Source organism: Burkholderia sp. FERM BP-3421 (assembly GCF_028657905.1).
Classification (GTDB): Bacteria; Pseudomonadota; Gammaproteobacteria; order Burkholderiales; family Burkholderiaceae; genus Burkholderia.
Window position 1 is genome coordinate 2,120,856 of the sequence record NZ_CP117781.1, and the last position, 20,367, is coordinate 2,141,222.

The 20,367-nt window shown below is 69.6% G+C and carries 16 protein-coding genes and 2 pseudogenes; 10 read left to right on the forward strand and 8 right to left on the reverse strand.

Annotated elements, in window-relative coordinates:
• Positions 1-5: 5 nt before the first annotated feature.
• The 4 genes from Bsp3421_RS12215 to Bsp3421_RS12230 all read right to left on the reverse strand — a co-directional run bounded on the left by Bsp3421_RS12215 (position 6) and on the right by Bsp3421_RS12230 (position 2,862).
• A complete protein-coding gene (locus Bsp3421_RS12215) occupies positions 6-995 on the reverse strand; it encodes an isoaspartyl peptidase/L-asparaginase family protein (protein WP_273996220.1) in 990 nt (329 codons plus the stop codon).
• On the reverse strand, positions 992-1,936 hold the full coding sequence (locus tag Bsp3421_RS12220) for a MurR/RpiR family transcriptional regulator (RefSeq protein ID WP_273996221.1): 945 nt from the start codon (positions 1,934-1,936) through the stop codon (positions 992-994). The genes Bsp3421_RS12215 and Bsp3421_RS12220 overlap by 4 nt, the downstream gene beginning before the upstream one ends.
• Before the next feature lie 342 nt (positions 1,937-2,278).
• Positions 2,279-2,629, reverse strand: a complete 351-nt coding sequence (locus Bsp3421_RS12225) for a hypothetical protein (RefSeq protein ID WP_273996222.1) — start codon at positions 2,627-2,629, stop codon at positions 2,279-2,281.
• Positions 2,626-2,862, reverse strand: a complete 237-nt coding sequence (locus Bsp3421_RS12230) for a hypothetical protein (RefSeq protein ID WP_273996223.1) — start codon at positions 2,860-2,862, stop codon at positions 2,626-2,628. The genes Bsp3421_RS12225 and Bsp3421_RS12230 overlap by 4 nt, the downstream gene beginning before the upstream one ends.
• 953 nt (positions 2,863-3,815) lie before the next feature.
• On the opposite strand from Bsp3421_RS12230, the pseudogene Bsp3421_RS12235 reads away from it, so the two are divergent.
• Together Bsp3421_RS12235 and Bsp3421_RS12240 are read left to right on the forward strand one after the other, a co-directional pair.
• Positions 3,816-5,491: pseudogene (locus Bsp3421_RS12235) on the forward strand (S8 family peptidase).
• A 255-nt stretch (positions 5,492-5,746) separates the two neighbouring features.
• A complete protein-coding gene (locus Bsp3421_RS12240) occupies positions 5,747-7,774 on the forward strand; it encodes a BCCT family transporter (RefSeq protein WP_273996224.1) in 2,028 nt (675 codons plus the stop codon).
• Between the two features lie 71 nt (positions 7,775-7,845).
• On the opposite strand, the gene Bsp3421_RS12245 is transcribed toward Bsp3421_RS12240, so the two are convergent.
• Positions 7,846-9,009, reverse strand: coding sequence for a serine hydrolase domain-containing protein (locus tag Bsp3421_RS12245; RefSeq protein WP_273996225.1), 1,164 nt, complete (start codon positions 9,007-9,009; stop codon positions 7,846-7,848).
• A gap of 170 nt (positions 9,010-9,179) precedes the next feature.
• On the opposite strand from Bsp3421_RS12245, the gene Bsp3421_RS12250 reads away from it, so the two are divergent.
• Entirely contained in the window at positions 9,180-9,506 is a 327-nt protein-coding gene (locus tag Bsp3421_RS12250) for a hypothetical protein (RefSeq protein WP_273996226.1), read from the forward strand.
• A gap of 112 nt (positions 9,507-9,618) precedes the next feature.
• Complete coding sequence (gene panB / locus Bsp3421_RS12255) at positions 9,619-10,449, forward strand: 3-methyl-2-oxobutanoate hydroxymethyltransferase (RefSeq protein ID WP_273996227.1); 831 nt, start codon at positions 9,619-9,621, stop codon at positions 10,447-10,449.
• A gap of 3 nt (positions 10,450-10,452) precedes the next feature.
• Here the strand turns inward: panB and Bsp3421_RS12260 are convergent, their stop codons facing one another.
• On the reverse strand, positions 10,453-11,862 hold the full coding sequence (locus tag Bsp3421_RS12260; protein ID WP_273996228.1) for an aminotransferase class I/II-fold pyridoxal phosphate-dependent enzyme: 1,410 nt from the start codon (positions 11,860-11,862) through the stop codon (positions 10,453-10,455).
• A gap of 5 nt (positions 11,863-11,867) precedes the next feature.
• Positions 11,868-12,764: pseudogene (locus tag Bsp3421_RS12265) on the reverse strand (MBL fold metallo-hydrolase); the annotation flags it as partial.
• A gap of 125 nt (positions 12,765-12,889) precedes the next feature.
• On the opposite strand from Bsp3421_RS12265, the gene Bsp3421_RS12270 reads away from it, so the two are divergent.
• The 4 genes from Bsp3421_RS12270 to Bsp3421_RS12285 all read left to right on the forward strand — a co-directional run bounded on the left by Bsp3421_RS12270 (position 12,890) and on the right by Bsp3421_RS12285 (position 17,851).
• The gene (locus Bsp3421_RS12270) at positions 12,890-13,540 is read left to right on the forward strand and encodes an HAD family hydrolase (RefSeq protein WP_273996230.1); all 651 of its coding nucleotides are present in this window, start codon (positions 12,890-12,892) and stop codon (positions 13,538-13,540) included.
• Positions 13,541-13,698: 158 nt separating this feature from the next.
• Positions 13,699-14,943 carry an NYN domain-containing protein gene (locus Bsp3421_RS12275; protein WP_273998368.1) on the forward strand — a complete coding sequence of 415 codons (1,245 nt, stop codon included), beginning with the start codon at positions 13,699-13,701 and terminating at the stop codon, positions 14,941-14,943.
• A gap of 113 nt (positions 14,944-15,056) precedes the next feature.
• Positions 15,057-16,523, forward strand: a complete 1,467-nt coding sequence (locus Bsp3421_RS12280; protein ID WP_273996231.1) for a metallophosphoesterase family protein — start codon at positions 15,057-15,059, stop codon at positions 16,521-16,523.
• Positions 16,520-17,851: a cytochrome-c peroxidase gene (locus tag Bsp3421_RS12285; protein ID WP_273996232.1), complete on the forward strand. Its 1,332-nt coding sequence runs from the start codon at positions 16,520-16,522 to the stop codon at positions 17,849-17,851. The genes Bsp3421_RS12280 and Bsp3421_RS12285 overlap by 4 nt, the downstream gene beginning before the upstream one ends.
• 10 nt (positions 17,852-17,861) lie before the next feature.
• Here Bsp3421_RS12285 and Bsp3421_RS12290 read toward each other — a convergent pair whose 3' ends face one another.
• A complete protein-coding gene (locus tag Bsp3421_RS12290; protein WP_273996233.1) occupies positions 17,862-18,557 on the reverse strand; it encodes a TetR/AcrR family transcriptional regulator in 696 nt (231 codons plus the stop codon).
• A gap of 111 nt (positions 18,558-18,668) precedes the next feature.
• On the opposite strand from Bsp3421_RS12290, the gene Bsp3421_RS12295 reads away from it, so the two are divergent.
• Together Bsp3421_RS12295 and Bsp3421_RS12300 are read left to right on the forward strand one after the other, a co-directional pair.
• Complete coding sequence (locus Bsp3421_RS12295; RefSeq protein ID WP_273996234.1) at positions 18,669-19,076, forward strand: PaaI family thioesterase; 408 nt, start codon at positions 18,669-18,671, stop codon at positions 19,074-19,076.
• 60 nt (positions 19,077-19,136) lie between these two features.
• The gene (locus tag Bsp3421_RS12300; RefSeq protein ID WP_273996235.1) at positions 19,137-20,297 is read left to right on the forward strand and encodes an aromatic ring-hydroxylating oxygenase subunit alpha; all 1,161 of its coding nucleotides are present in this window, start codon (positions 19,137-19,139) and stop codon (positions 20,295-20,297) included.
• Positions 20,298-20,367 lie beyond the last annotated feature (70 nt).

A 20,367-nucleotide genomic window follows, 5' to 3' on the forward strand; every position in this document is an offset into this window, starting at 1 on the left:
GCCGGTCAGGCCGCCTCGTCGCGATAGATCGCGGTGACGGGCGCCTCGCCCACCCGCGCGTAACCGCGGTACATCCCCTCCGTGTTGAACGGCATCGCCACCCGGCCGAGCCGGTCGATCGCGATCACGCCGCCGCGCCCGTCGATGCGCGGCAGCTTGTTCATCACCACGTCGTGCGCGGCGTCGTGCAGCGACGCGCCGCGATAGTCCATCTGCGCCGCGATGTCGTAGGCGGCGGCGAGGCGGATGAACATCTCGCCCGTGCCGGTCGCCGACACCGCGCAGGTCGCGTCGCTCGCATAGCAGCCCGCGCCGATGATCGGCGTGTCGCCGACGCGCCCCGGCTGCTTGTTGGTGATGCCGCCCGTCGAGGTCGCGGCGGCCAGGTGGCCGTGACGATCGAGCGCGACCGCGCCGACCGTGCCGTGCTTGCGATCCGGATCGAGCGGCTCCGGCGCGCGCCGGCCCTGCGTGAACGCGAGCGTGGACGCATCGTGGTCGAGCAGCGCGGTGCTCGCGTCGCGCGCCTTGAGCCACTGCTCGCGGCGGAACTCGGTCGCGAAATAGTCCGGCTCCACCAGGTCCAGGCCTTGCGCGGCGGCGAACGCCTCCGCGCCCGCGCCCGAGAACATCACGTGCTCGCTCGCCTCCATCACGCGCCGCGCGGCGAGCACCGGGTTGCGCAGCCGCGTCACGCAGCACACCGCGCCGGCCGCGAGCGTCGCGCCGTCCATGACCGCCGCGTCGAGTTCGTGCCGGCCCTCCGACGTGTAGACCGAGCCGTGCCCGGCATTGAAGAGCGGGCAGTCCTCGAGCAGGCGCACCGCGACGCTGACCGCGTCGAGCGCGCTGCCGCCGTCGGCCAGCACGGCCTGCGCGGCGGCCAGGATCGCATTCAGCTCGGCGCGATAGCGCGCCTCGGTCTCGGTGTTCATCGCCTGGCGCAGGATCGTGCCTGCGCCGCCGTGGATCGCTACGACAGCGGTCGGATTCATGTTTTTTTCGAACGGGAGGGATTGCGGGGTGAAGGAGCGGCTGCCGGTTGCGGCGCAACGAGCCACGGCAGCACGAATTCGGTCATGTCGGCGGCGGCCTGCGCCGAACGGCGCGCGCGATGCGCGACCGCATCGACGAGCGCCTCGATCAGCGTCAGCACGGCGGCCTCGGAGGTGGCGGCGAGCCGGCGCTCGGCCGTCACGTACAGCGACAGCGAGGCGAACGGCGCGAGCGGCGACGCGGGGCCGTCGGTCAGCGCGAGCACCGTCGCGCCCTGCGCGGCGGCGCGGCGGGCGAATTCGACCGTGTCGCGCACATAGCGCGGGAAGGCGATCGCGATCACCAGGTCGCCGGGCCCGGCGCTGAACAGCCGGCGCGCCGCGTTGGTCGGGCCGCCCACCATCGCGAGCGATTGCACGTGGTCATGGCACACCGACAGCGCGTGCTCCATCAGGCCGGCGAGAAAGCCGCTCGCGCCCGCGCCCAGGATGAAGATGCGGCGCGCGGCGAGGATCGCATCGACCGCGGCCTCGACGTGCGCGCGTTCGAGCTGGGCGCGGGTGCGTTCGAGGTTGGCGACGGCTTGCGTGAACGCGGCGTCGATCAGTTCGCCGCCGCGCATCGCGGCCTCCTGCTCCTGCGCGGAACGCAGGCGCTCGACCGGCGCGAGCGTGGCCTCGAAGCCGCGCACGAGCGCCGCGCGCAGCGCGGGATAACCGTCGAAGCCGAGCGCGCGCGCGAACCGGTTCGCGGTCGCGACCGACGCGCCGACCGCGTTCGCCAGCTCGTCGATGTGCATGGTCGCGGCGCGGAACGGATTGGCCAGCACGTATTCGCCCATGCGCCGATGAATCGGCGTGAGCGACGACAGCACGGCGGCGATCCGGACTGAGATCGCAGACTCGATGTCAGCTGACCCGGGCGGAGGGAGATGAGGCATGGGAGCGGCGCGGCGAAATCTGAATGAAAGTTAATTTACACAAATTCCGAAAAGAAAAAAATAAATTTTCATCGCGGAGTGGGTCGGGAAAGTACGGATGGCTGGGGGCGGGTCTGGTGGGGGCTGCGGCCGGGGAATGAACGCGGAAGAGGTCGAACCGGGCGGGGAACGGCCAGCCGACATTCAAGCCGCGATGCGCGAGACCGGCGATTTCGTGCGCGCAACACGCTGCGACGGACGTGAAAAACTCGCCTGAGCAGGTTCGCGTCGAGCTTCACGCCGACTGATGGTGAGGCGAGGTCGAACGACGGCCCACCGAGAGACACGTGTTCACGCGTCGCGTCAGGATTGGCGGTTCTTCCGGGACCGGAGCATGGACGAAAGACCGCATCGAGGTACGACTGTTCCTTCAGACCGCCTCTTCCATGCGCGCCGCCGATGCACGAAGAGCCGATTTGCGACCCGGACGAGCAGCGCGGCGACGGCGAGCGATGCCGCGATGATGACGAGCAAGCCGCTTGCTTCGATGGCGTCGGCATGGGCAATCGTGTCGATGCCGAGCGCGCTCATGGCCGCCGTGATTGTCGCGGGCAGCGGCGGGAATTCGTACGGCAACCGGTCGATCCAGCGCGAAAGCGCATAGCCGATCGCGAGTGTTGCGAAGACGTTAAGGGCGAACCGCGCGATTTTCATGACCGCACCTCGATGATGGCATCGGCCTTCATCGCGGCGCCAGGAACCGGAATCGCTGCGCCCCGCGCGCGCAGCCTCGCGGCGAGCTTGTTGACGGCCGTGCACCCTTCGCCACGTCCTGTCGGCCCGGCTGGACGGAGACGAAAAGCGCCGCGACGAACGCCCGCGATGCCGAGGCATTCCAGGGTGCTCAGTGACGCACCGTTCAGCGTGAACGTGCGGGTAAGCGGCATGGCCGGTCCTCTCGGATGGTGTGGCCGTACCCTGTCAAAGACTTCGTGTGCGCCATGCCCGCATTCCACACGGACAACCGGCATCTCGCATCGGGTATGCCTGATCATGAGCAAAAAGGCTTGAGAACCATCAACGCTTGCGTGTTTCAGGCATGACGCGCGAAGGAGCCCGCCGTACGCGAAGCGCGACTTGGAGATAACGCTATCGCAATCACGGACGCGTGTTCACTCGTTGACGTCGGACGCACACACATCGAGACAAATATCAAAATATTCAGCGACGCTTATATACAAGAAAACTAAAAATTAAACCGAAATTGCTTGCCAATTATGCTAATCGACGATCAGAAACCCATACCGTCGCCTGAATACCGCGAGGCGCTGCTGCGGCGCCGGGATCGCGACAGGTCCCGGGGCCTCGTGTCGCGTTGATGCCGCCTCACATGCTCGCCGCAATCTCTGGTGAAGCCGTCGCGCCCATTGGCGCATCCCTCTGCGCTCGTACGAAACGTCGCGACGCCCGATGCGGCGCGCTGAATCGCGCTGCTTCCGATCCGAGTTGATCTCGCGCTGCCCATCGCCCGACGCACGGTACATCTGGCATGTCCTTACCACCATATCGGACAGCAATGCGCGGCTTGATTGTCAACCAATCTCAACAAAAAAATAATTGCGATCCAACTTCAGGTCCGATTCACATCGGTCGGGTGCCCTCGAAAAAAATTTCATTCAAATCATTTTCGTTCAACCATTAAGAATTGCTAAAGGACGCCGTTACCCCAATTCATGGTCCTCGCAAAGCAGCGCCGAATTCGACGGGGACATGGGAAAGATCCATGCCGCGTGTCGGACTGCGAACGAATACGAGGACGCTTCCGGCCTGCCGGTGCCATCGGATCTCGACCGCCTTGACCGTGGGATAGCGGTTTCGAACCATCAGTCCGAGAGGCAACATGAGCGTCAAAAGTTTCAACCTCCCCCCCGCACGGCCCAGCCGGACGCGCGTGCTCGCAGGCATCCTTTCCGCTTCTGTACTCATTCCCCTCGCCGGTTGCGGCGGCGGCGGTGACGGCGCGCCGCCGCCCTCGCCGTCCTCGCCGGCTACCCCGCCCCCGCCCCCACCGCACCGGCGCCCAGCACTTCGGTTCCGTCGAGTTCGAACGCATCCTGCGCGGCAAAAACCACGTCGTCCCCCTCATCAGGCACGACGCCCGGTTCCGTCACGCAGGACGCGCCGGTCGACCACGTGATCATCAAGCTGCAGCCGACCACCATGTCGTCCGCTTCCGGAGCCCGCATCATGGCGGCGAGCGCCGGCGATCCGGCCCGCGTCAGCGCCGTGATCCAGCGCGTGATGACCAACTGGAACGCGCCGAGCGCGCAGAACAGCCAGGCGCGCAATTACGCGGCCAGCGCCGCGCAGCCGGCCGCCGTGCAGATGGCGCGCACGCTGTCGGACGGCGCCGCGCTGCTGTCGCTCGGCCGCGCGATGGCGGCCACCGATGCCGCGGCGCTCGCGCAAGCCTTCGCGGCCGACCCCGACGTCGCCTACGCGGAACCGGACCGCCGCGTGTTCGCACGAACCATCTCGACCGATCCGATGTTCCCGCAACAATGGAACCTGACATCGCCCACGGTCGGCATCGACCTGCCGCTCGCCTGGAACCTGACCACGGGCGCGCCCGGCCTCGTGACCGCCGTGCTCGACACCGGCTACCGCCCGCATCCCGACATCACGCCGAACCTGCTGCCCGGCTACAGCTTCATCACGAGCGTCGCGACCAGCAACAACGGCAAGACGCGCGGCCCGGACGCCACCGATCCGGGCGACTGGGTCACGCAGGCCGAAATCAACGATCCGACCGGCCCGTTTCGCTACTGCAAGGAGCCGCCGCACAACAGCAAATGGCACGGCACCAAGGTGGCCGGCATCATCGGCGCATCGGCCAACAACGGCATCGGCATCGCGGGCGTGAACTGGAACAGCCAGATCCTGCCGGTGCGCGTGCTCGGCAAGTGCGGCGGCGTCGACAGCGACATCACGGACGCCATGCGCTGGGCCGCCGGGATCCCGGTCGCCGGCGTGCCGAACAACACGCATCCGGCCAAGGTCATCAACCTGAGCCTCGGCGGCACCGGCCCGTGCGGCAGCACGTTCCAGCAGGCGATCAACGACGTCAATGCGGTCGGCGTGAGCGTGGTGGTCGCGGCCGGCAACGACGGGCTGTTGACCTCGCAGGATCGTCCCGCGAACTGCAAGGGCGTGATCGCCGTCGCCGCGACCGACAACACCGGCCGCCGCGCGTATTACAGCAACTTCGGCCCGTTGATCACCCTGAGCGCGCCGGGCACCGCCATCCTGTCGACCTCGAACGCGGGCACCACCTCGCCGGCGGCGGACACCTACGCGACCGATCAAGGCACGAGCCTCGCCGCGCCGCAGGTGGCGGGCGTGATCTCGCTGATGCTGTCGATGAACCCGACGCTGACGCCCGCGCAGATCGCGCGGAAGCTCGCGGCCACGGCCCGTCCGTCGCCCGTCGCCGCCACCGCGACATGCAGCGCCTTGCCGCCGGGCGCGGGGATCCTCGATGCAAAGGCCGCGGTGAGCGCCGCGACGTCGAACTGAGCGGCATGCGCACTGCGGCCATCCCGCCTCACCGACGGGATGGCCGCAGTTGCGTTGTTGCGTTGTGCGGAGAAATATCCGGCTGCGGAGTCGATAGCTTACAATTCGTCAGCTGACCTACCCTCCTGCATTGCCCCCTTGCAGCCGTTCCACCGGGTAACATCACACGAGCCCGCCGCATTCGGGCTTGCCGGCGCACCCCGCCGGCGCAGCGGTGCCTCGCCCAGTGATGCCCTTTCCCTGGATGCCAACGCCATGTCCCAAACCCCTCCCGCACCACGCACGACCTTCAAGGCGGCCGTCGTGATTCCATCACTCGCCGTGATCGGCGCGCTGCTTGTCGTGTGCACGCTGCGCCCCGACGAGGCCGGCGCGCTGTTCAGCACCGGCCAGCAATGGGTGATCGGCCATTTCGACTGGTTCTACGTGCTCGCCGTCACGACCTTCCTGATCTTCCTCGTGCTGATCGCCGCGAGCCGCTTCGGCGACATCAAGCTCGGTCCCGACGACGCCGAGCCCGAATTCAGCTTCATGTCGTGGACCGCGATGCTGTTCGCGGCCGGCATGGGCATCGGCCTCATGTACTTCGGCGTCGGCGAACCGATGCAGCATTTCCTGAAGCCGCCGACCGTCGAGGGCGGCACGCCCGCGGCGGCGCGCGAGGCGATGCTGATGACCTTCTTCCACTGGGGCTTCCACGCGTGGGCGATCTACGGCGTGATGGGCCTCGTGCTCGCCTATTTCGGCTTCCGCTACAACCTGCCGCTGACGCTGCGCTCGGGCCTCTATCCTGTGCTGCGCGAACGCGTGAACGGCTGGATCGGCCACGCGGTCGACGCGTTCGCGCTGGTCGGCACGGTGGCCGGGATCGCGGCCACGCTCGGCTACGGCGTGCTGCAGATCAGCGCGGGACTGCATACGGTGGCCGGCTGGGATACCTCGGGCAACCTGTTCCGCGTCGGCCTGATCGCGCTCGTCGTGCTGCTCGCCGGCCTGTCCGCCGCGAGCGGGCTCGACAAGGGCGTGCGGCGGCTGTCCGAGCTGAACCTGATGATCGCGTTCCTGCTGCTCGCGTTCGTCGTGGTGGCCGGCCCGACCGCGTTCCTGCTCGGCGCGTTCGCCGACAACGTCGGCCAGTACCTGTCGAACCTCGTCGAGCTGTCGTTCCGCACCTACGCCTACGCGCCGCCGCGCGAGGCCGGCTGGTTCGGCGGCTGGACCATCCTGTACTGGGCATGGTGGGTGTCGTGGTCGCCGTTCGTGGGCATGTTCATCGCGCGCATCTCGCGCGGCCGCACCATTCGTCAGTTCGTGGTCGGCGTGCTGCTCGTGCCCACCGCGTTCAATCTCGTCTGGATGACCGTGTTCGGCAACAGCGCGATCTGGCTCGACACGCACGTGGCCGCCGGCGCGCTCGCGCAGACGGCCGGCTCGGTCGACGCGCTGCTGTTCCGTTTCTTCGAGTACCTGCCCTTGTCGCAGTGGCTGTCGATCGTCGCGATCCTGCTGATCGCGGTGTTTTTCGTGACCTCGGCCGATTCCGGCGCGTTCGTGATCGACGCGATCGCCACGCGCGGCGCCACGCATTCGCCCGTCTGGCAGCGGCTGTTCTGGGCCGCGCTGCTCGGCGTCACGGCGGCGGTGCTGCTGGTCGCGGGCGGGTTGAAGGCGTTGCAGGCGATGACGCTGATCGCCGCGCTGCCGGTCGCGCTGATCATGCTGGCGCTCTGCTATGGGCTGTGGCGCGGCCTGATGGCCGACCATGCGCACTATTCGCAGGACATGGCGCCCGCCACGAACTTCTGGACCGGCCAGCACTGGCGTCACCGGCTGTCGCACATCCTGCGGCAGACCACCGAGACGGAAGCGCGGCAGTTCATCGCCGAGATCGTGCTGCCGGCCCTGCGCAAGGTGGCGGACGAACTGCGCGCGCGCGGCGTCGATGCGAGCGTGCAGCGCGACGACGACAACACGGTGCGCCTCACCGTGCCGACGCCCGACCAGCGCGACTTCGTGTACGGCGCGCGGGTCGCGCACAAGTCCGCGCCCGCGTTCCTGGTGCGCGAGGCGGCCGAGCCGGAAGCGCGGCGCGCGCACATCCACGAGGTCGTCACGTTCTTCGAAGACGGCCGGCTCGGCTACGACATCGAGTACCTGCACGGCGACGAGGTGATCGCCGACGTGCTGCGCCAGTACGAGCGCTACGTGTCGCTCGCCGCCGACCGGCGCACCCATCTGCTGAACCGCGCGCCCGGCCACGCCGGCGCGGACGGCCAGCCTTGACATGGCCGGGCGCGGCCGCATCGCCGGCCGCGCCCGCCTGTCATGCGTCGGCGCGTCGGCGCGTCGGCGCGTCAATCCCCGCGATACACCGCATCGCGCACTTCGAGCGTCAACGGTCCCGACATTCCTTCATAAGCGGTATTGGTCAGCAGCACCACGGTCAGCTCTTGCGCGGGATCGATGAACCAGCTCTGGCCATACACCCCGCCCCATTGCACCGTGCCCGCGCTCTGCGGCGAATCGGCGAGCGCCGGATCGGACAGCACCGCCCCTGCATAGCCGAAGCCCCAGCCGGGCCCGCGCGTGTCCGCGCCGGGCGCGTGATCGGTGCGCGCCGCCTCGATCAGCGTGGCGGGCAGGAAGCCGTCGCCGCCCGTGCGCAACGCGTCGAGCAGACCCAGCACGGCATCGGCCGTGCCATACATGCCCGCGCCGCCCGACGGAAACGCGGACGGCTCGAACACGCGCGACGGCGCGAAGCGCACCGCGACGCCATGCCCTTCCGGCAGCGGCACGTCCTGGTTCTCGGTCATCGCGACCGGCTCCGGCTCGGCGTTCGCGTAGGCGGCCGCGAAACGCGGCGCGAAGTCGGCCGGCGCGACGAAGCCGATATCGGCCAGGCCGAGCGGCGCGCCGACCAGCCGCTCGATCGCCTGCGGCAACGCGACGCCCGTCGCGCGTTCGAGCACCGCGCCCAGCACGTCGAGCGCCAGCGAATAGCACCAGCCCTCTCCGGGCGCGAACGCGAGCGGCGCGGCGGCGAGCCGGCGCAGGTTCTCGGCGAGATCGACGTCCGCGAGATCGAGCCCGTCGGACACGCCGAGCCGATGGTACGGCCCGTCATGCGCTTCGAGCAGGCCATAGCTGAGACCGGCCGTGTGCGTGAGCAGCTGGTGCACCGTCAGCGTCGGCGCGCGACCGTCGGGCAAAGTCGGCGCGAAGCCGGGCAGCCAGCGCGTCACGGGATCGTCGAGCGTCAGCACCCGTTCGGCGGCGAGCCGCAGCACCGCGGCCACCACGAAGGGCTTGGTGACCGAGGCGAGACGGAACAGCGTGTCCTCGCGCATCGGCCGCCCGGTCTCGCGTTCCGCGTGCCCATGCGCACGGCGATACACCACCTCGCCTTGTCGCGCGACGATCGCGACCGCGCCCACGATGCGACGCTCGCGCAGCGCAGTCTCGAATATACGGTCCAGACGGCCGGCCAATGCGGCCGGATCAAACTCGGTTGCCATCGTGTTGCCCTCGGGGTCGGAAACCGGTGATTCTAGACAGGTCCGCGCGATCGCGTACAACCCTGCGTGACGTGGGGCCATCTTGGGATGGTCCGCACGCGGCATGTCGCCGGTATTGCGTCGGAATCGCTGTGATACTGTCGCGACGTGTTCCGTTTCCTCGCTTCGCCATGACCTCCGCCCTCGCCTCAACCACCCAATCCGCCACCGACCTGATCGCGCTCGGCGCCCTCGCGCTGCTGTACCTGTTCGGGCTCGGCTGCGCGCTGTACCAGGCCTGCGCGCGTCCGCGCGGACGGCTCTACTGGCTCGCCTGCATCGCGCTGATCGTCGCGGGCAGCGGCCTGATGGCGTTCGCCCCGCCGGCGTCGCCGGATTCGGGCGAGATGCCGCCCGGCTTCGGGCTCGGCGTGCTGATCGTGTTCGCCGGCATCGCGGCCACGAGCGCCGGCTGCGCGTGGCGGGCGATCAGCCGGCTGCGCCGCCCGCGCGGCTGACGCGCGACCGCGCGCTGTACAGGTTTTACGCGCGCCGCTGTGCATGGGATCGGCGGCGCGCGCGCCCTACCATGAGCGGGTCGTCTTCTTTCCGATTCCCCGCGAACCTGCCATGAGCCTGCATCGATCCCCGTCCCGCCTGACCATTCCCGCCATCGCCGCGCTCAAGGGCGCCCGCAAGATCGTGTCGCTGACCGCCTATTCGAAGCCCGTCGCGGAACTGATCGATCCGTTCGTCGACGTGATCCTCGTCGGCGATTCGACCGCGATGGTCGCGTACGGCCGCCCGACCACGCTCGACATCACGCTCGCGCAGATGAGCGCGCATGCGCGCGCGGTGGTCGACGCCACCCGGCAGGCCTGCGTGGTGGTCGACCTGCCGTTCGCCACCTACCAGGAATCGCCGCAGCAGGCGTACCGCCACGCCGCGCAGTTGATCGCCGGCTCGGGCGCCTCGGCCGTCAAGCTCGAAGGCGGCAGCGCGCTCGCGCCCACCGTGCGCTTCCTCGTCGAGCGCGGCATCCCGGTGATGTCCCATCTCGGCCTGATGCCGCAGTATCTGCACGCGCTGGGCGGCTTCAAGGCGCAGGGCTTCGGCGACGCGGCCGCGGAACGGCTCCGCGCCGATGCGCGCGCGCACGACGACGCCGGCGCGTTCGCGCTGGTGCTGGAAGGCATCGCGGAGCCGGTCGCGCGCGCGATCACGCTCGAATCGCGCGCACCGACGATCGGCATCGGCGCGTCGCCCGCGTGCGACGGTCAGGTGCTGGTCACGGAAGACATCCTGCGCCTGAGCGGCGACGCGCCGCCGCGCTTCGCGAAACAGTACGCGGACGTGGCGGCGCTGATCCGCGATGCCGCAGCCGCGTTCGCCGATGAGGTGCGAGGCGGCGCGTTCCCCGAGTTGCGTCACTGCTTCGGCGTGCGCCCCACGACGGAATGACGCTCAGCGCGCCGCGCGCGCCTGCGTGCGCACGGCCGAGGCCAACGCGCGGATCGCCCCGCCGATGTCGCTCGACCAATCGACGGTGTAGGACAGCCGCAGGCAATGGCGAAACGCGCCGTCCGTGCCGAACACCTCGCCCGGGGCAATCACGATCCGTTGCGCGAGCAACGTGTCGCAGACCCGCCCCATGTCGATGCCGGCATCGCGCGCGGGCAGCCAGAACGCCGCGCCGCCGCGCGGCGGCGTGATCTCGAACAGGTCCGCCGCCTCGGCGCGCAGCAGCGCGTGCATGCGCGTCATCCGGTCGGCGAGCGCATGACGCAGCCGGCCCGCGTGATGCGCGAGCTTGCCCGTCTCGATGAGCCGCGCGAGCGCGCGCTCGCGCAGCGGCGCGCTGCGGAACGCGCGCGCGAGCCACGCGCCGTCGAGCCTGCGCGCGGTGTCGCCCCGGCTCAGCAAATACCCATGCGGGGCCTCGCCGCCGACCAGCTTGTCGAATCCGGAATACACGATCAGGCGCTCCGGGTCCGCATGGTCGCGATAGCGCGACGGCGCCGCGCCGAAATAAAGATCGCCGTAGCGGTCGTTCTCGAACAGCCAGACGCCGCGGCGCGCCAGCAGCGCGGCCAGCGCCGCCTGTTCGTCCGCGCCCGGCGCGGTGCCGCCCGGCACGCCGACGCCCGACGACAGCAACGCGCAACGGATCGGCTCGCGCGCGAGCAACGCGGCCGCCGCGTCGACATCGAGCGCGCCGCGCCCACGCACCGGCAACGGCACGATGCGCATCCCGCGCGCCTGCAATACGCGCACGAGCGCCCACGAACACGGCATCTCGACCAGCGCGGCACAACCGCCCAGGCCGAGCACATCGAGCGCCGTATCGAGCGCACCGCGCCAGTCGGGTGCGATATGCACGTCGGCCGCGCGCCAGCCGGCCGGCGCATCCGCATGACGCCGCGCGAGCGCCTCACGCAGCGCCTGCGCGCCGAACGGCTCGGGAAACGGCGGCTGCCGGCGCGCATCCTCGCGCGCGAGGATGCGCTCGGCCGCCCGCAGCGGATGATCGAGCGACAGCAGCAGCGCAGGGGCGTCGCTCGACAGCGCGAGCATGCCCGGCCGCCGCGCGTTCACGTAGATGGCGTCGAGGCGATTCTCGCCGCGCCACGCCGGTTGCAGCCGCCCGGCGGCCGGAAAGTAGCCCGAGCGCGGCACGGCCACCACCTTGCCCTCGCGTTCGAGCAGTGCGTACGCATACTGGATCGTCGGCACGGAGACCTGCAATTCGTCGGCAAGCCGGCGCAGCGACGGCAGCCGCCGCCGTGCATCGGCATCCGCGTCGAGCAGCGCGTGCAGGTGGCGGTATGCGGCCTGATAGGCGAATTGCGGCGGCGGGTCGGTGCGTGCGGTCATTCGGCCGGCCACTTCATCTCGCCCTTCACCACCTTCGCGCCCAGTTCCAGCGCCTCGACGTCGCCGAGGTTCGGATAGCGTCGCCGCATCGCCTCGATCAACTCCGCCGCGCTCCGCGTGCGCGCGGCTTCCTGGTCGAACGCGCGCACGTAGTCGCGGGTAAAGGCGACGGCGGCGAGCGTGTGCGGCTCGCTGCCGTCGGGATTCGGCAGGAAATGCCCGGGCACCACCAGCGTCGGCCTCAGCGCGGCGATCCGCGCCAGTTGCCGGAGCCACGCGCGGCGCGCCTGCGGCGTCGGCGTGTCGGCCATCCACACGTGCAGGTTCGCGGCGATCGGCACGCCGCCCACCACCGCGCGCAAGGCGGGAATCCACAGCACCGTGCGCCCGGCGCTCGGGCCGCGCAGCCCGATGATCTTCAGCCTGCGGCCTTCGAGCGTCAGCGTGTCGCCGTGGAGCGGCGCGGGCACGACGAGCGTGCGCGGCGCGTTGTCCTTCAGGATCGGCCCCCAGTACGCGAGCTTGCCGTCCTTGTGCGCGCGGATGCCGGCCACCGTCTGCGGCGTCGCGACGACTATCGCGTCCGGAAACGCGGCGGTCACGGTATCGAGGCCGAAGTAGTAGTCGGGATCCTGATGGCTGATGTAGATCGTCTTGAGCGTCTTGCCGCTCGCCTTCAAGCGATCGACGAGCGCCTCCGCGTCGTTGCGCTGGAACTGCGCGTCGATCAGCAGCACCTCGCGGCGGCCTTCAACGATCGATGCGGACACCGGAAACGCGCTTTTCGCGCCCGGGTTGTAGACCGCGATCCTGAACGGCGCGGCGTCCGCCGCGCGCGCGGGCACGCCGGCGGCCAGCGCCGCCGCCGCGAGGCAGGCCGCGGCCAGTGAGCGGATGGACATCGTCGGTCTCCTGCATGCGTTGGATTTGCCGCCAAGCCTAGCGGTTTGCGGTCGGGTTGGAAAGCTCGGCGCGAGCGCGCTACACTCCCGCATCCCCATGCCTCCATCGCCTCCCGGGCCGCGCCATGACCATCCAAGCCGTGCTGTTCGATTTCGACCTGACGCTCGCGGATTCCTCCACCGCGGTAACCGAATGCACCCGCCATGCGCTCACGCAGCTGGGCATCCACGATGTCAGCGACGCTCGCATCTTCGCCGCGATCGGGCTGCCGCTGCCCGACACCTACCGGATGCTGGCCGACGACGACGATCCCGAGCGCGCGCAGTTGTTCGCGCGGCGCTTCGTCGAACGCGCCGACGAGGTGATGGTGGCGATGACGCGCTTCTATCCCGACGTGCCCGCGCTGTTTGCCCGCCTGCGCGCGCTCGGCGTCGAGATCGGGATCGTTTCCAGCAAGTTCCGTCACCGCATCGAGGCGATTCTGGACGCCGCCGGGCTGCGCGATTCGGTGGGCCTGATCATCGGCCACGAAGACGTATTGCGCCACAAGCCGAATCCCGACGCCCTGCTGCTCGCGCTCGCGCGTCTCGCGGTGCCCGCGCCAAACGCCGTATACGTCGGCGATCACGAGGTCGACGCCCGCGCCGCGCACGCCGCCGGCATGCGTTTCATCGGCGCGGTGACCGGCACCACGTCGCAGGCCGAATGGCGCGCGCGCGGCCATCAGGCGGTCGGCAGCGACATCGGGGAAGTGGCCGCGCTCATCGCGGGCTGACCCGGCTTTCTCCCTCCGGGCGCCCACGCGGCCCGGTCGCGCCCAAAAAACCGGCAGGCGCGCCGGCGCGACCCGTTATCATGTGCGCAATGCAGATTCCGCCCGACTCCGGGCGACCGGTTGGAGAACACATGGCCTTACCCCAGGAAAGCGTCAACATGGCGCTGTTTTGCGACTTCGAGAACATCGCGCTCGGCGTGCGCGACACGAAGTTCGAGAAATTCGACATCAAGCCCGTGCTGGAACGGCTGCTGCTCAAGGGCAGCATCGTCGTGAAGAAGGCCTATTGCGACTGGGATCGCTACAAGACCTTCAAAGCCTCGATGCATGAAGCGAGCTTCGAGCTGATCGAGATCCCGCACGTGCGCCAGTCCGGCAAGAACTCGGCCGACATCCGCCTCGTCGTCGACGCGCTCGACCTGTGCTACACGAAGTCGCACGTCGATACCTTCGTCATCATCAGCGGCGACTCCGATTTCTCGCCGCTCGTCTCGAAGCTGCGCGAGAACGCCAAGCGCGTGATCGGCGTGGGCGTGAAGAATTCGACCTCGGACCTGCTCGTCGCGAACTGCGACGAATTCATTTTCTACGACGACCTCGCGCGCGAGCAGCAGCGCGCGAACGCCAAGCAGGAAGCGCGCACGACCGCCAAGCGCACCAACGACGACGACAAGCAGCGCAAGCACGACGGCGATGCGCGCAAGGCGGAGGCGATCTCGATCGCGGTCGAGACCTTCGAGGCGCTCGCGTCGGAGCGCGGCGAGAGCGGCAAGATCTGGGCGTCGGTGCTCAAGAGCGCGATCAAGCGCCGCAAGCCCGGCTTCAACGAGAGCTATTACGGCTTCCGGGCGTTCGGCAACCTGCTCGAGGAAGCGCAGGCGCGCGGCCTGCTGGAGATCGGCCGCGACGACAAGTCGGGCACCTTCGTGTTCCGCTCGCTGCAAACCGCCGCGGCCCCGGCCGACGCCTCGAAGCCGGCCGAGGGCGCCGCGCCGGCGCAGCCGGCCGGCGGCTCGGGCAGGAAGGGCCACCGCAAGGGCCAGGGCAAGCACAAGCCCGCTCCCGAGCAGAGCGCGCCGCTCGTGACCGAGGCGCCCGCCGCGCCCGTCGAGATCGAGACGCGCCGCGTGGAAGCCGGCGACGCACAAGCGGACGCGCCGCTCGCCGTCGATGCGCCGGCCCCCGCCAAGAAAGCCCCGCGGACGCGCAAGACCGCCGCGAAGAAGACCAAGGCCGCCGCGCCCCGCGCGACCGACGCCGAGGCGAGCGCCGAACCCGCGCCGCCCGCCGCCCCCACGGCCCAGCCCGCGCCGGAAGGCGCGCCCGCCAAGGCCCCGCGCAAGACCGCGCCGCGCGCGCGGCGACCGCGCAAGGCCGCGGAGACCCCGGCCGGCGACGCCTGACTCCGCGGGCGCGCGCGGAGCCATCCGCGCGCGCCCGGGATTTCCCTACGGGGCGGCTTCATATTTCTTACATCGGTCATGCGTATTTTTACGTCTTTCCAACAGGAACGACCATGCATCGACCTACCCCACGAAGCACCGCCGCCTTCCTCGTCGCCCTTTCGGGCGCGATCCTGCTGTACGCGTGTACGAGCGACATCGACACGCCGCCCCCCGACGCGGCGAGCGCCGCCACCCATGTCCAGGCCGCCTGGGTCGAGATCGGCGACGGCAACCAGGCGATCGCGCGCGCCGTCACGTCCTATCGCCCGACCGACGCCTCGGCCCCGATCTGCCCGCAGCTGACGCGCGACGGCCAGGTCTCGCGCATGAGCCTGCGGGTCGGCGCGGGCACCGTGCCGCTGCGCACGACCGCGAGCGACCCCGCCGATTCGAAGCCGTCGGCGTTCCCGGTCGCGGTCTGCGAGGCGACGCTGCCCGCGGGCGCGCAACAGGTGAGCGTGGCCGGCCGCACGCTGCCGCTGCCGAAGGCGCAGCCGCAGCGGATCGCGATCATCGCGGACACCGGCTGCCGGATGAAGAAGGCCGACAACGCGTTCCAGGCCTGCAACGACAGCGGCGTCTGGCCGCTCGCGACGATCGCGGCGAGCGTCGCGAATCTCGCCCCCGATCTCGTCATGCACATCGGCGACTATCACTACCGCGAGAACGCCTGCCCGTCCGACATCGCCGGCTGCAAGGACAGCCCGTGGGGCTACGGCTGGGATGCCTGGCAGGCCGACCTGTTCAAGCCGGCCGCGCCGCTGCTCGCGAAAGCGCCGTGGGTCGTGGTGCGCGGCAACCACGAGGAATGCGCGCGCGCGGGCCAGGGCTGGTTCCGCTTCCTCGATCCGCGCCCCTATGCCGCCGCGCGCTCGTGCGACGATCCCGCCAACGACGCCGGCGCGAACTACTCCGACCCGTACGCGGTGCAGTTGGGCGGCGGTTCGCAGGTGATCGTGTTCGACACCGCGAAGGTGGGCCGCGCCGCGCTGAAGACGAGCGATCCGCAATTCCAGATCTACCAGAAGCAGTTCCAGGCCGTCGCCAGGCTCGCGGGCCAGGCCGGCATGACCACGACGATCTTCACGAACCACCATCCGATCCTCGCGTTCGCGCCGATCGCGGGCAGCACGCCCGCGCCGGGCAACCTCGCCCTGCAGTCGGTGATGTCGAGCCTCAACGCGCAGGCCTACTACCCGCCCGGCGTGCAGGTCGCGCTGCATGGCCACGTGCATGATTTCCAGGCGATCAACTTCTCGTCCGGGCATCCGGCGACGATCGTGTCCGGCAACGGCGGCGACAACCTCGACGTCGCGCTGCCCGACCCGTTCCCGGCCAATCTCACGCCCGCGCCGGGCGCGGTGATCGAGCGGCTGTCGCACAACAACAGCTTCGGGTTCCTGATGATGGAGCGGCGCGCCGCGCCGGCCAACAGCTGGACCTTCAAGGCCTACACGGCGGCGGGCAAGCTGCTCGCGACCTGCGACCAGTCCGGCACGACGCTCGCGTGCGACAAGACCGGCTTCGTCGCGCCATGAGCGCGCGTCTCGCCCCGGCAGCGCGCACGCTCGTCGCGCTCGCGCTGCTGGCGGCGGGCGCGACCGCGCTCGCCGCCAAGGACGCGACCACGGTGCTGCTGCCGGGCGCGCCCCCGCAGCGCGTGCTCGACGTGATCGGGCACGGCACGCCGCAAGTGCCGGCGAAGATCGACGCGACCGCCGCCGTGTTCCGTCCCGATCCCGCACTGGTCGCGCTCGGCCGGCGGGTGTTCTTCGATCCGCGCCTGTCGGAGCCGCGCGGCATGTCGTGCGCGGGCTGCCACGACCCGGCCCGCGCGTTCGCGCCGACGCTGTCGGCGGCCGCGCTGGCGGGCCCCGGCGTGCCCGAAGGCAGCCGCCCCGGCCGCTTCAGCGCGCGCAACGCGCCGTCGCTGCTGTACGTGCGCTACGTGCCGCGCCGCCATTTCTACCAGGACGACGACGCCCCCGCGCCCGCGCCGTTCGGCGGCCTGTTCAGCGACGGCCGCGCGGATACGCTCGCCGAGCAGGCGCGCGGCCCGCTTTTCGATCCGAACGAGATGAACAACGCATCGCCCGCCGCGCTGCTGCGCAAGGTCGAGGCCACCGAATTGGCGCCCGCGCTGGCGGCGCGCTTCGGCCCGGCCGTGCGTCGCGATCCGGAACGCATGACGCGCGCGCTCGGCGAGGCCTTGCAGGCCTACCTGCAGAGCGACGAGATGGCGCCCTTCACGTCGCGCTTCGACGCCTACCTGACGCGGCGCGCGCCGCTGTCGGCGGCCGAGCTGCGCGGGCTCGCGTTGTTCAAGAATCCGGACAAGGGCAATTGCATGAGCTGTCATGCGCTGTCGGACACGTCGAGCCGGCCGGCGCGCTCGCTGTTCACCGACTTCGGCTACGACGCGATCGCCGTGCCGCGCAACCGCGCGCTGCCGGCGAACCGCGACCCGCGCCATTTCGACAACGGGCTGTGCGACACGGCCGCGCGCCTGCGCTGGCCCGACCCGACACAATGGTGCGGCTACCTGCGCACGCCGGGCCTGCGCAACGTCGCGGTGCGGCAGACCTTCATGCACAACGGCGTGTTCGACACGCTGCGCGACGCGGTCGCGTTCTACAACACGCGCTCGACCGACCCCGCCCGCTGGTATCACGGCAAGCCAGGCTTCGACGACGTCCCCGCGGCCTATCGCGGCAACATCAACGTCAACTCGACGCCGATGAACCGCCGGCCCGGCACGCCGCCCGCGTTGACGGAGACGGATGTCGACGACCTCGTCGCGTTCCTGCGCACGCTGACGGATGCACGCTATGTCGACCTGATGCCGAAGGCCGGCGCCGCGAAATAGGCGCGGCGCGCTACACGACGTCGGCGACCGGCGCCGCCGTGACGAACGGCGGCGCCGGCGCGGCGGCCGCATTCAGATACGCGAGCAAGGCGCGCTGCAAGTGCTGCGTCAGCGCCGCGTAATCGATCGCATCGCCGGCGCCCGCGCCCGCGAATTGGCGGACATGCGCGTGGGCGATCATGCCGTAGGCGATGGTCTGGCAGGTGCGCGCCACCTCCATCGACGCGCCGCCGCGCAGGTCGGCCGCCGCGTCGAGCAGTTGCGCCCACTCCCGCACGAAACGGTCATACATGCTTGCGTAGGCGCGCGCGTCGGACAGCCTGCGTTCGAGAAAGTAATGCGCGGCCCACTGCGCGGGCTGGTCCCGGTGCGCATCGAGCAAGCCGGCCACGACGGCCGGAACCACGGCGTCGAGCGGCAGGCCGGCCAACGGCATCCGGAGCGCATGCAAGGTCGTCAGCACGCGCTTGGAACGCAGGTGCAGGCAGACGCGCGCCAGATCCTCCTTGCTCGCGAAGTACTCGTAGAAACTGCCGAGCCCCGTGCCGGCCAGCCCGACGATCTCGCGAATCGTGATCGCGTCGTATTCGCGTTCGGTCAAAAGCCGAACAAAGGCCTCCTGCAAGGCCAGCGAGGTCTGCCGCGCGCGCGATTGCCGCGGCCGCCTGCGCGAGCTGTCGCGCGTTTCGGGAATCTGTCGCTGCATGATCGGAAATCCGGACACGTTGTGAATACACCCGTCCTAGAATCTATTTTGGCGATTCTCGGCCGTGGCCACGCACGAAACGCCTAACTAAAACATTCAAAGGAGAGACACGTGAGCGACATCCAGGTATTGGCGCGACAAATCTTCGCGAGCCAGCCTTTCAGTCAGCACATCGGCGCTCAGCTGACCGATGCGACCAGCGACAGCGCGGAACTGACCGTCACCATCGAAGACCATCTCAAGCAGCAGCACGGCTTCGTGCATGGCGGCGTGCTCAGCTATCTCGCGGACAACGCGATCACCTTCGCGGGCGGCATCGCGCTGAACGGCGACGCGCTGACCGCCGAATTCAAGATCAACTACCTGCGCCCGGCGGTCGGCACCCACCTGATCGCGCGTGCCAAGGCGCGCAGCATCGGCAAGCGGCAAGCGGTCTGCCAATGCGAAGTATATGCGGTGAAGGACGGCGAGGAAAAACTGTGCGCGCTTGCACAGGGCACGGTGGTGCCGTCGGCCTGAGGGGCGGACGGGGGCGGCCGACCCGCGAACGCGGGCGGTGACAGAGACATGGAGTGAGACATGCAACACGAAGTGCAGGTCGAGACCCTGCGGACGCTGCAGGCGCTGCATGAGCGGCAGCGCGACCAGGACATGCTCGGCAAGGTGGTTCAGGTTCCGGTCGGCAAGTACACCGATCCGGAGATCCTCGCGAAGGAAATGCGCACGGTGTTCCGCGCGTATCCGCTGGTGGCGGGCCACGCATCCCGCGTGCGGAACCCCGGCGACTATCTGGTCAGCGACTGGGCGCGCTTTCCGTTCGTGGTGGTGCGCAACAAGAACGGCGAACTGCGCGCGTTCCTCAACACCTGCCGGCACCGCGGCGCGCGCCTCGTGGCCGGCACCGAGCCGTGCCTGAAAGCGTTCGTCTGCCCGTTCCACGGCTGGACCTACGATCTCGACGGCCGCTTGAAGGGCGTGACGAAATCCTACAACTTCCCCGACCTCGACCACGACGCGTTCAACCTCAAGGCGCTGCCCGTGGTCGAACGCGGCGGCCTCGTGTGGATCCATCCGACGCCGGGCGCGACGCTCGACCTCGACGCCTATCTCGGGCCGATCGGCGAGGATCTCGACCACTTCGGCCTCGGCGACCTGGTGTCGTTCCGCAAGACCCAGGTCGTCAAGCATGCGAACTGGAAGCTGCTGATCAAGACCTATCTCGAGGGCTACCACGTGCCCTACCTGCACCGGACCACGCTCGCGCAATCGTTCCGCAAGGGCGTGATCGCGCACTACGAGCATGGCCCGCACATCCGGCTCGCGGCGGCGCGCACCAACTTCCTCGACCTGCTGGACACCGATCCGCACGAACGCCGGATCCTCGACTTCGCCTCCGTGTACTACACGCTGTTCCCGAACACGTTCTTCATCCTGCATCCGGACTACGTGTCGATCAACGCGTTCTACCCCGAGGCGCCGGACCGCACCATCTGGACCCACGAGATGCTCTATCGCCCGTCGCAGTTCGAGGGCGAGGAAGGCCAGCGGGCGCTCGCGAAGCGCTTCACGTATACGAACGACGCGGTGTTCGACCTGGAGGACTTCGCGGTCGCCGAGGACGTGCAGCTCGGGCTCGCCAACGGCGCCAACGAGTACCATACGCTTGGCCTCGAGGAAGGCTTGCTGGCGATGTTCCAGCACAGCATCGACGCGGCGCTCGACGACCCGGCGGCGAGCTAGCCCGTGCCGCCTGCGGGGCCGCGACACGCGCGCCCCGCACCTTCGCCCCCGGTCTCCAGGAATTTCCGTG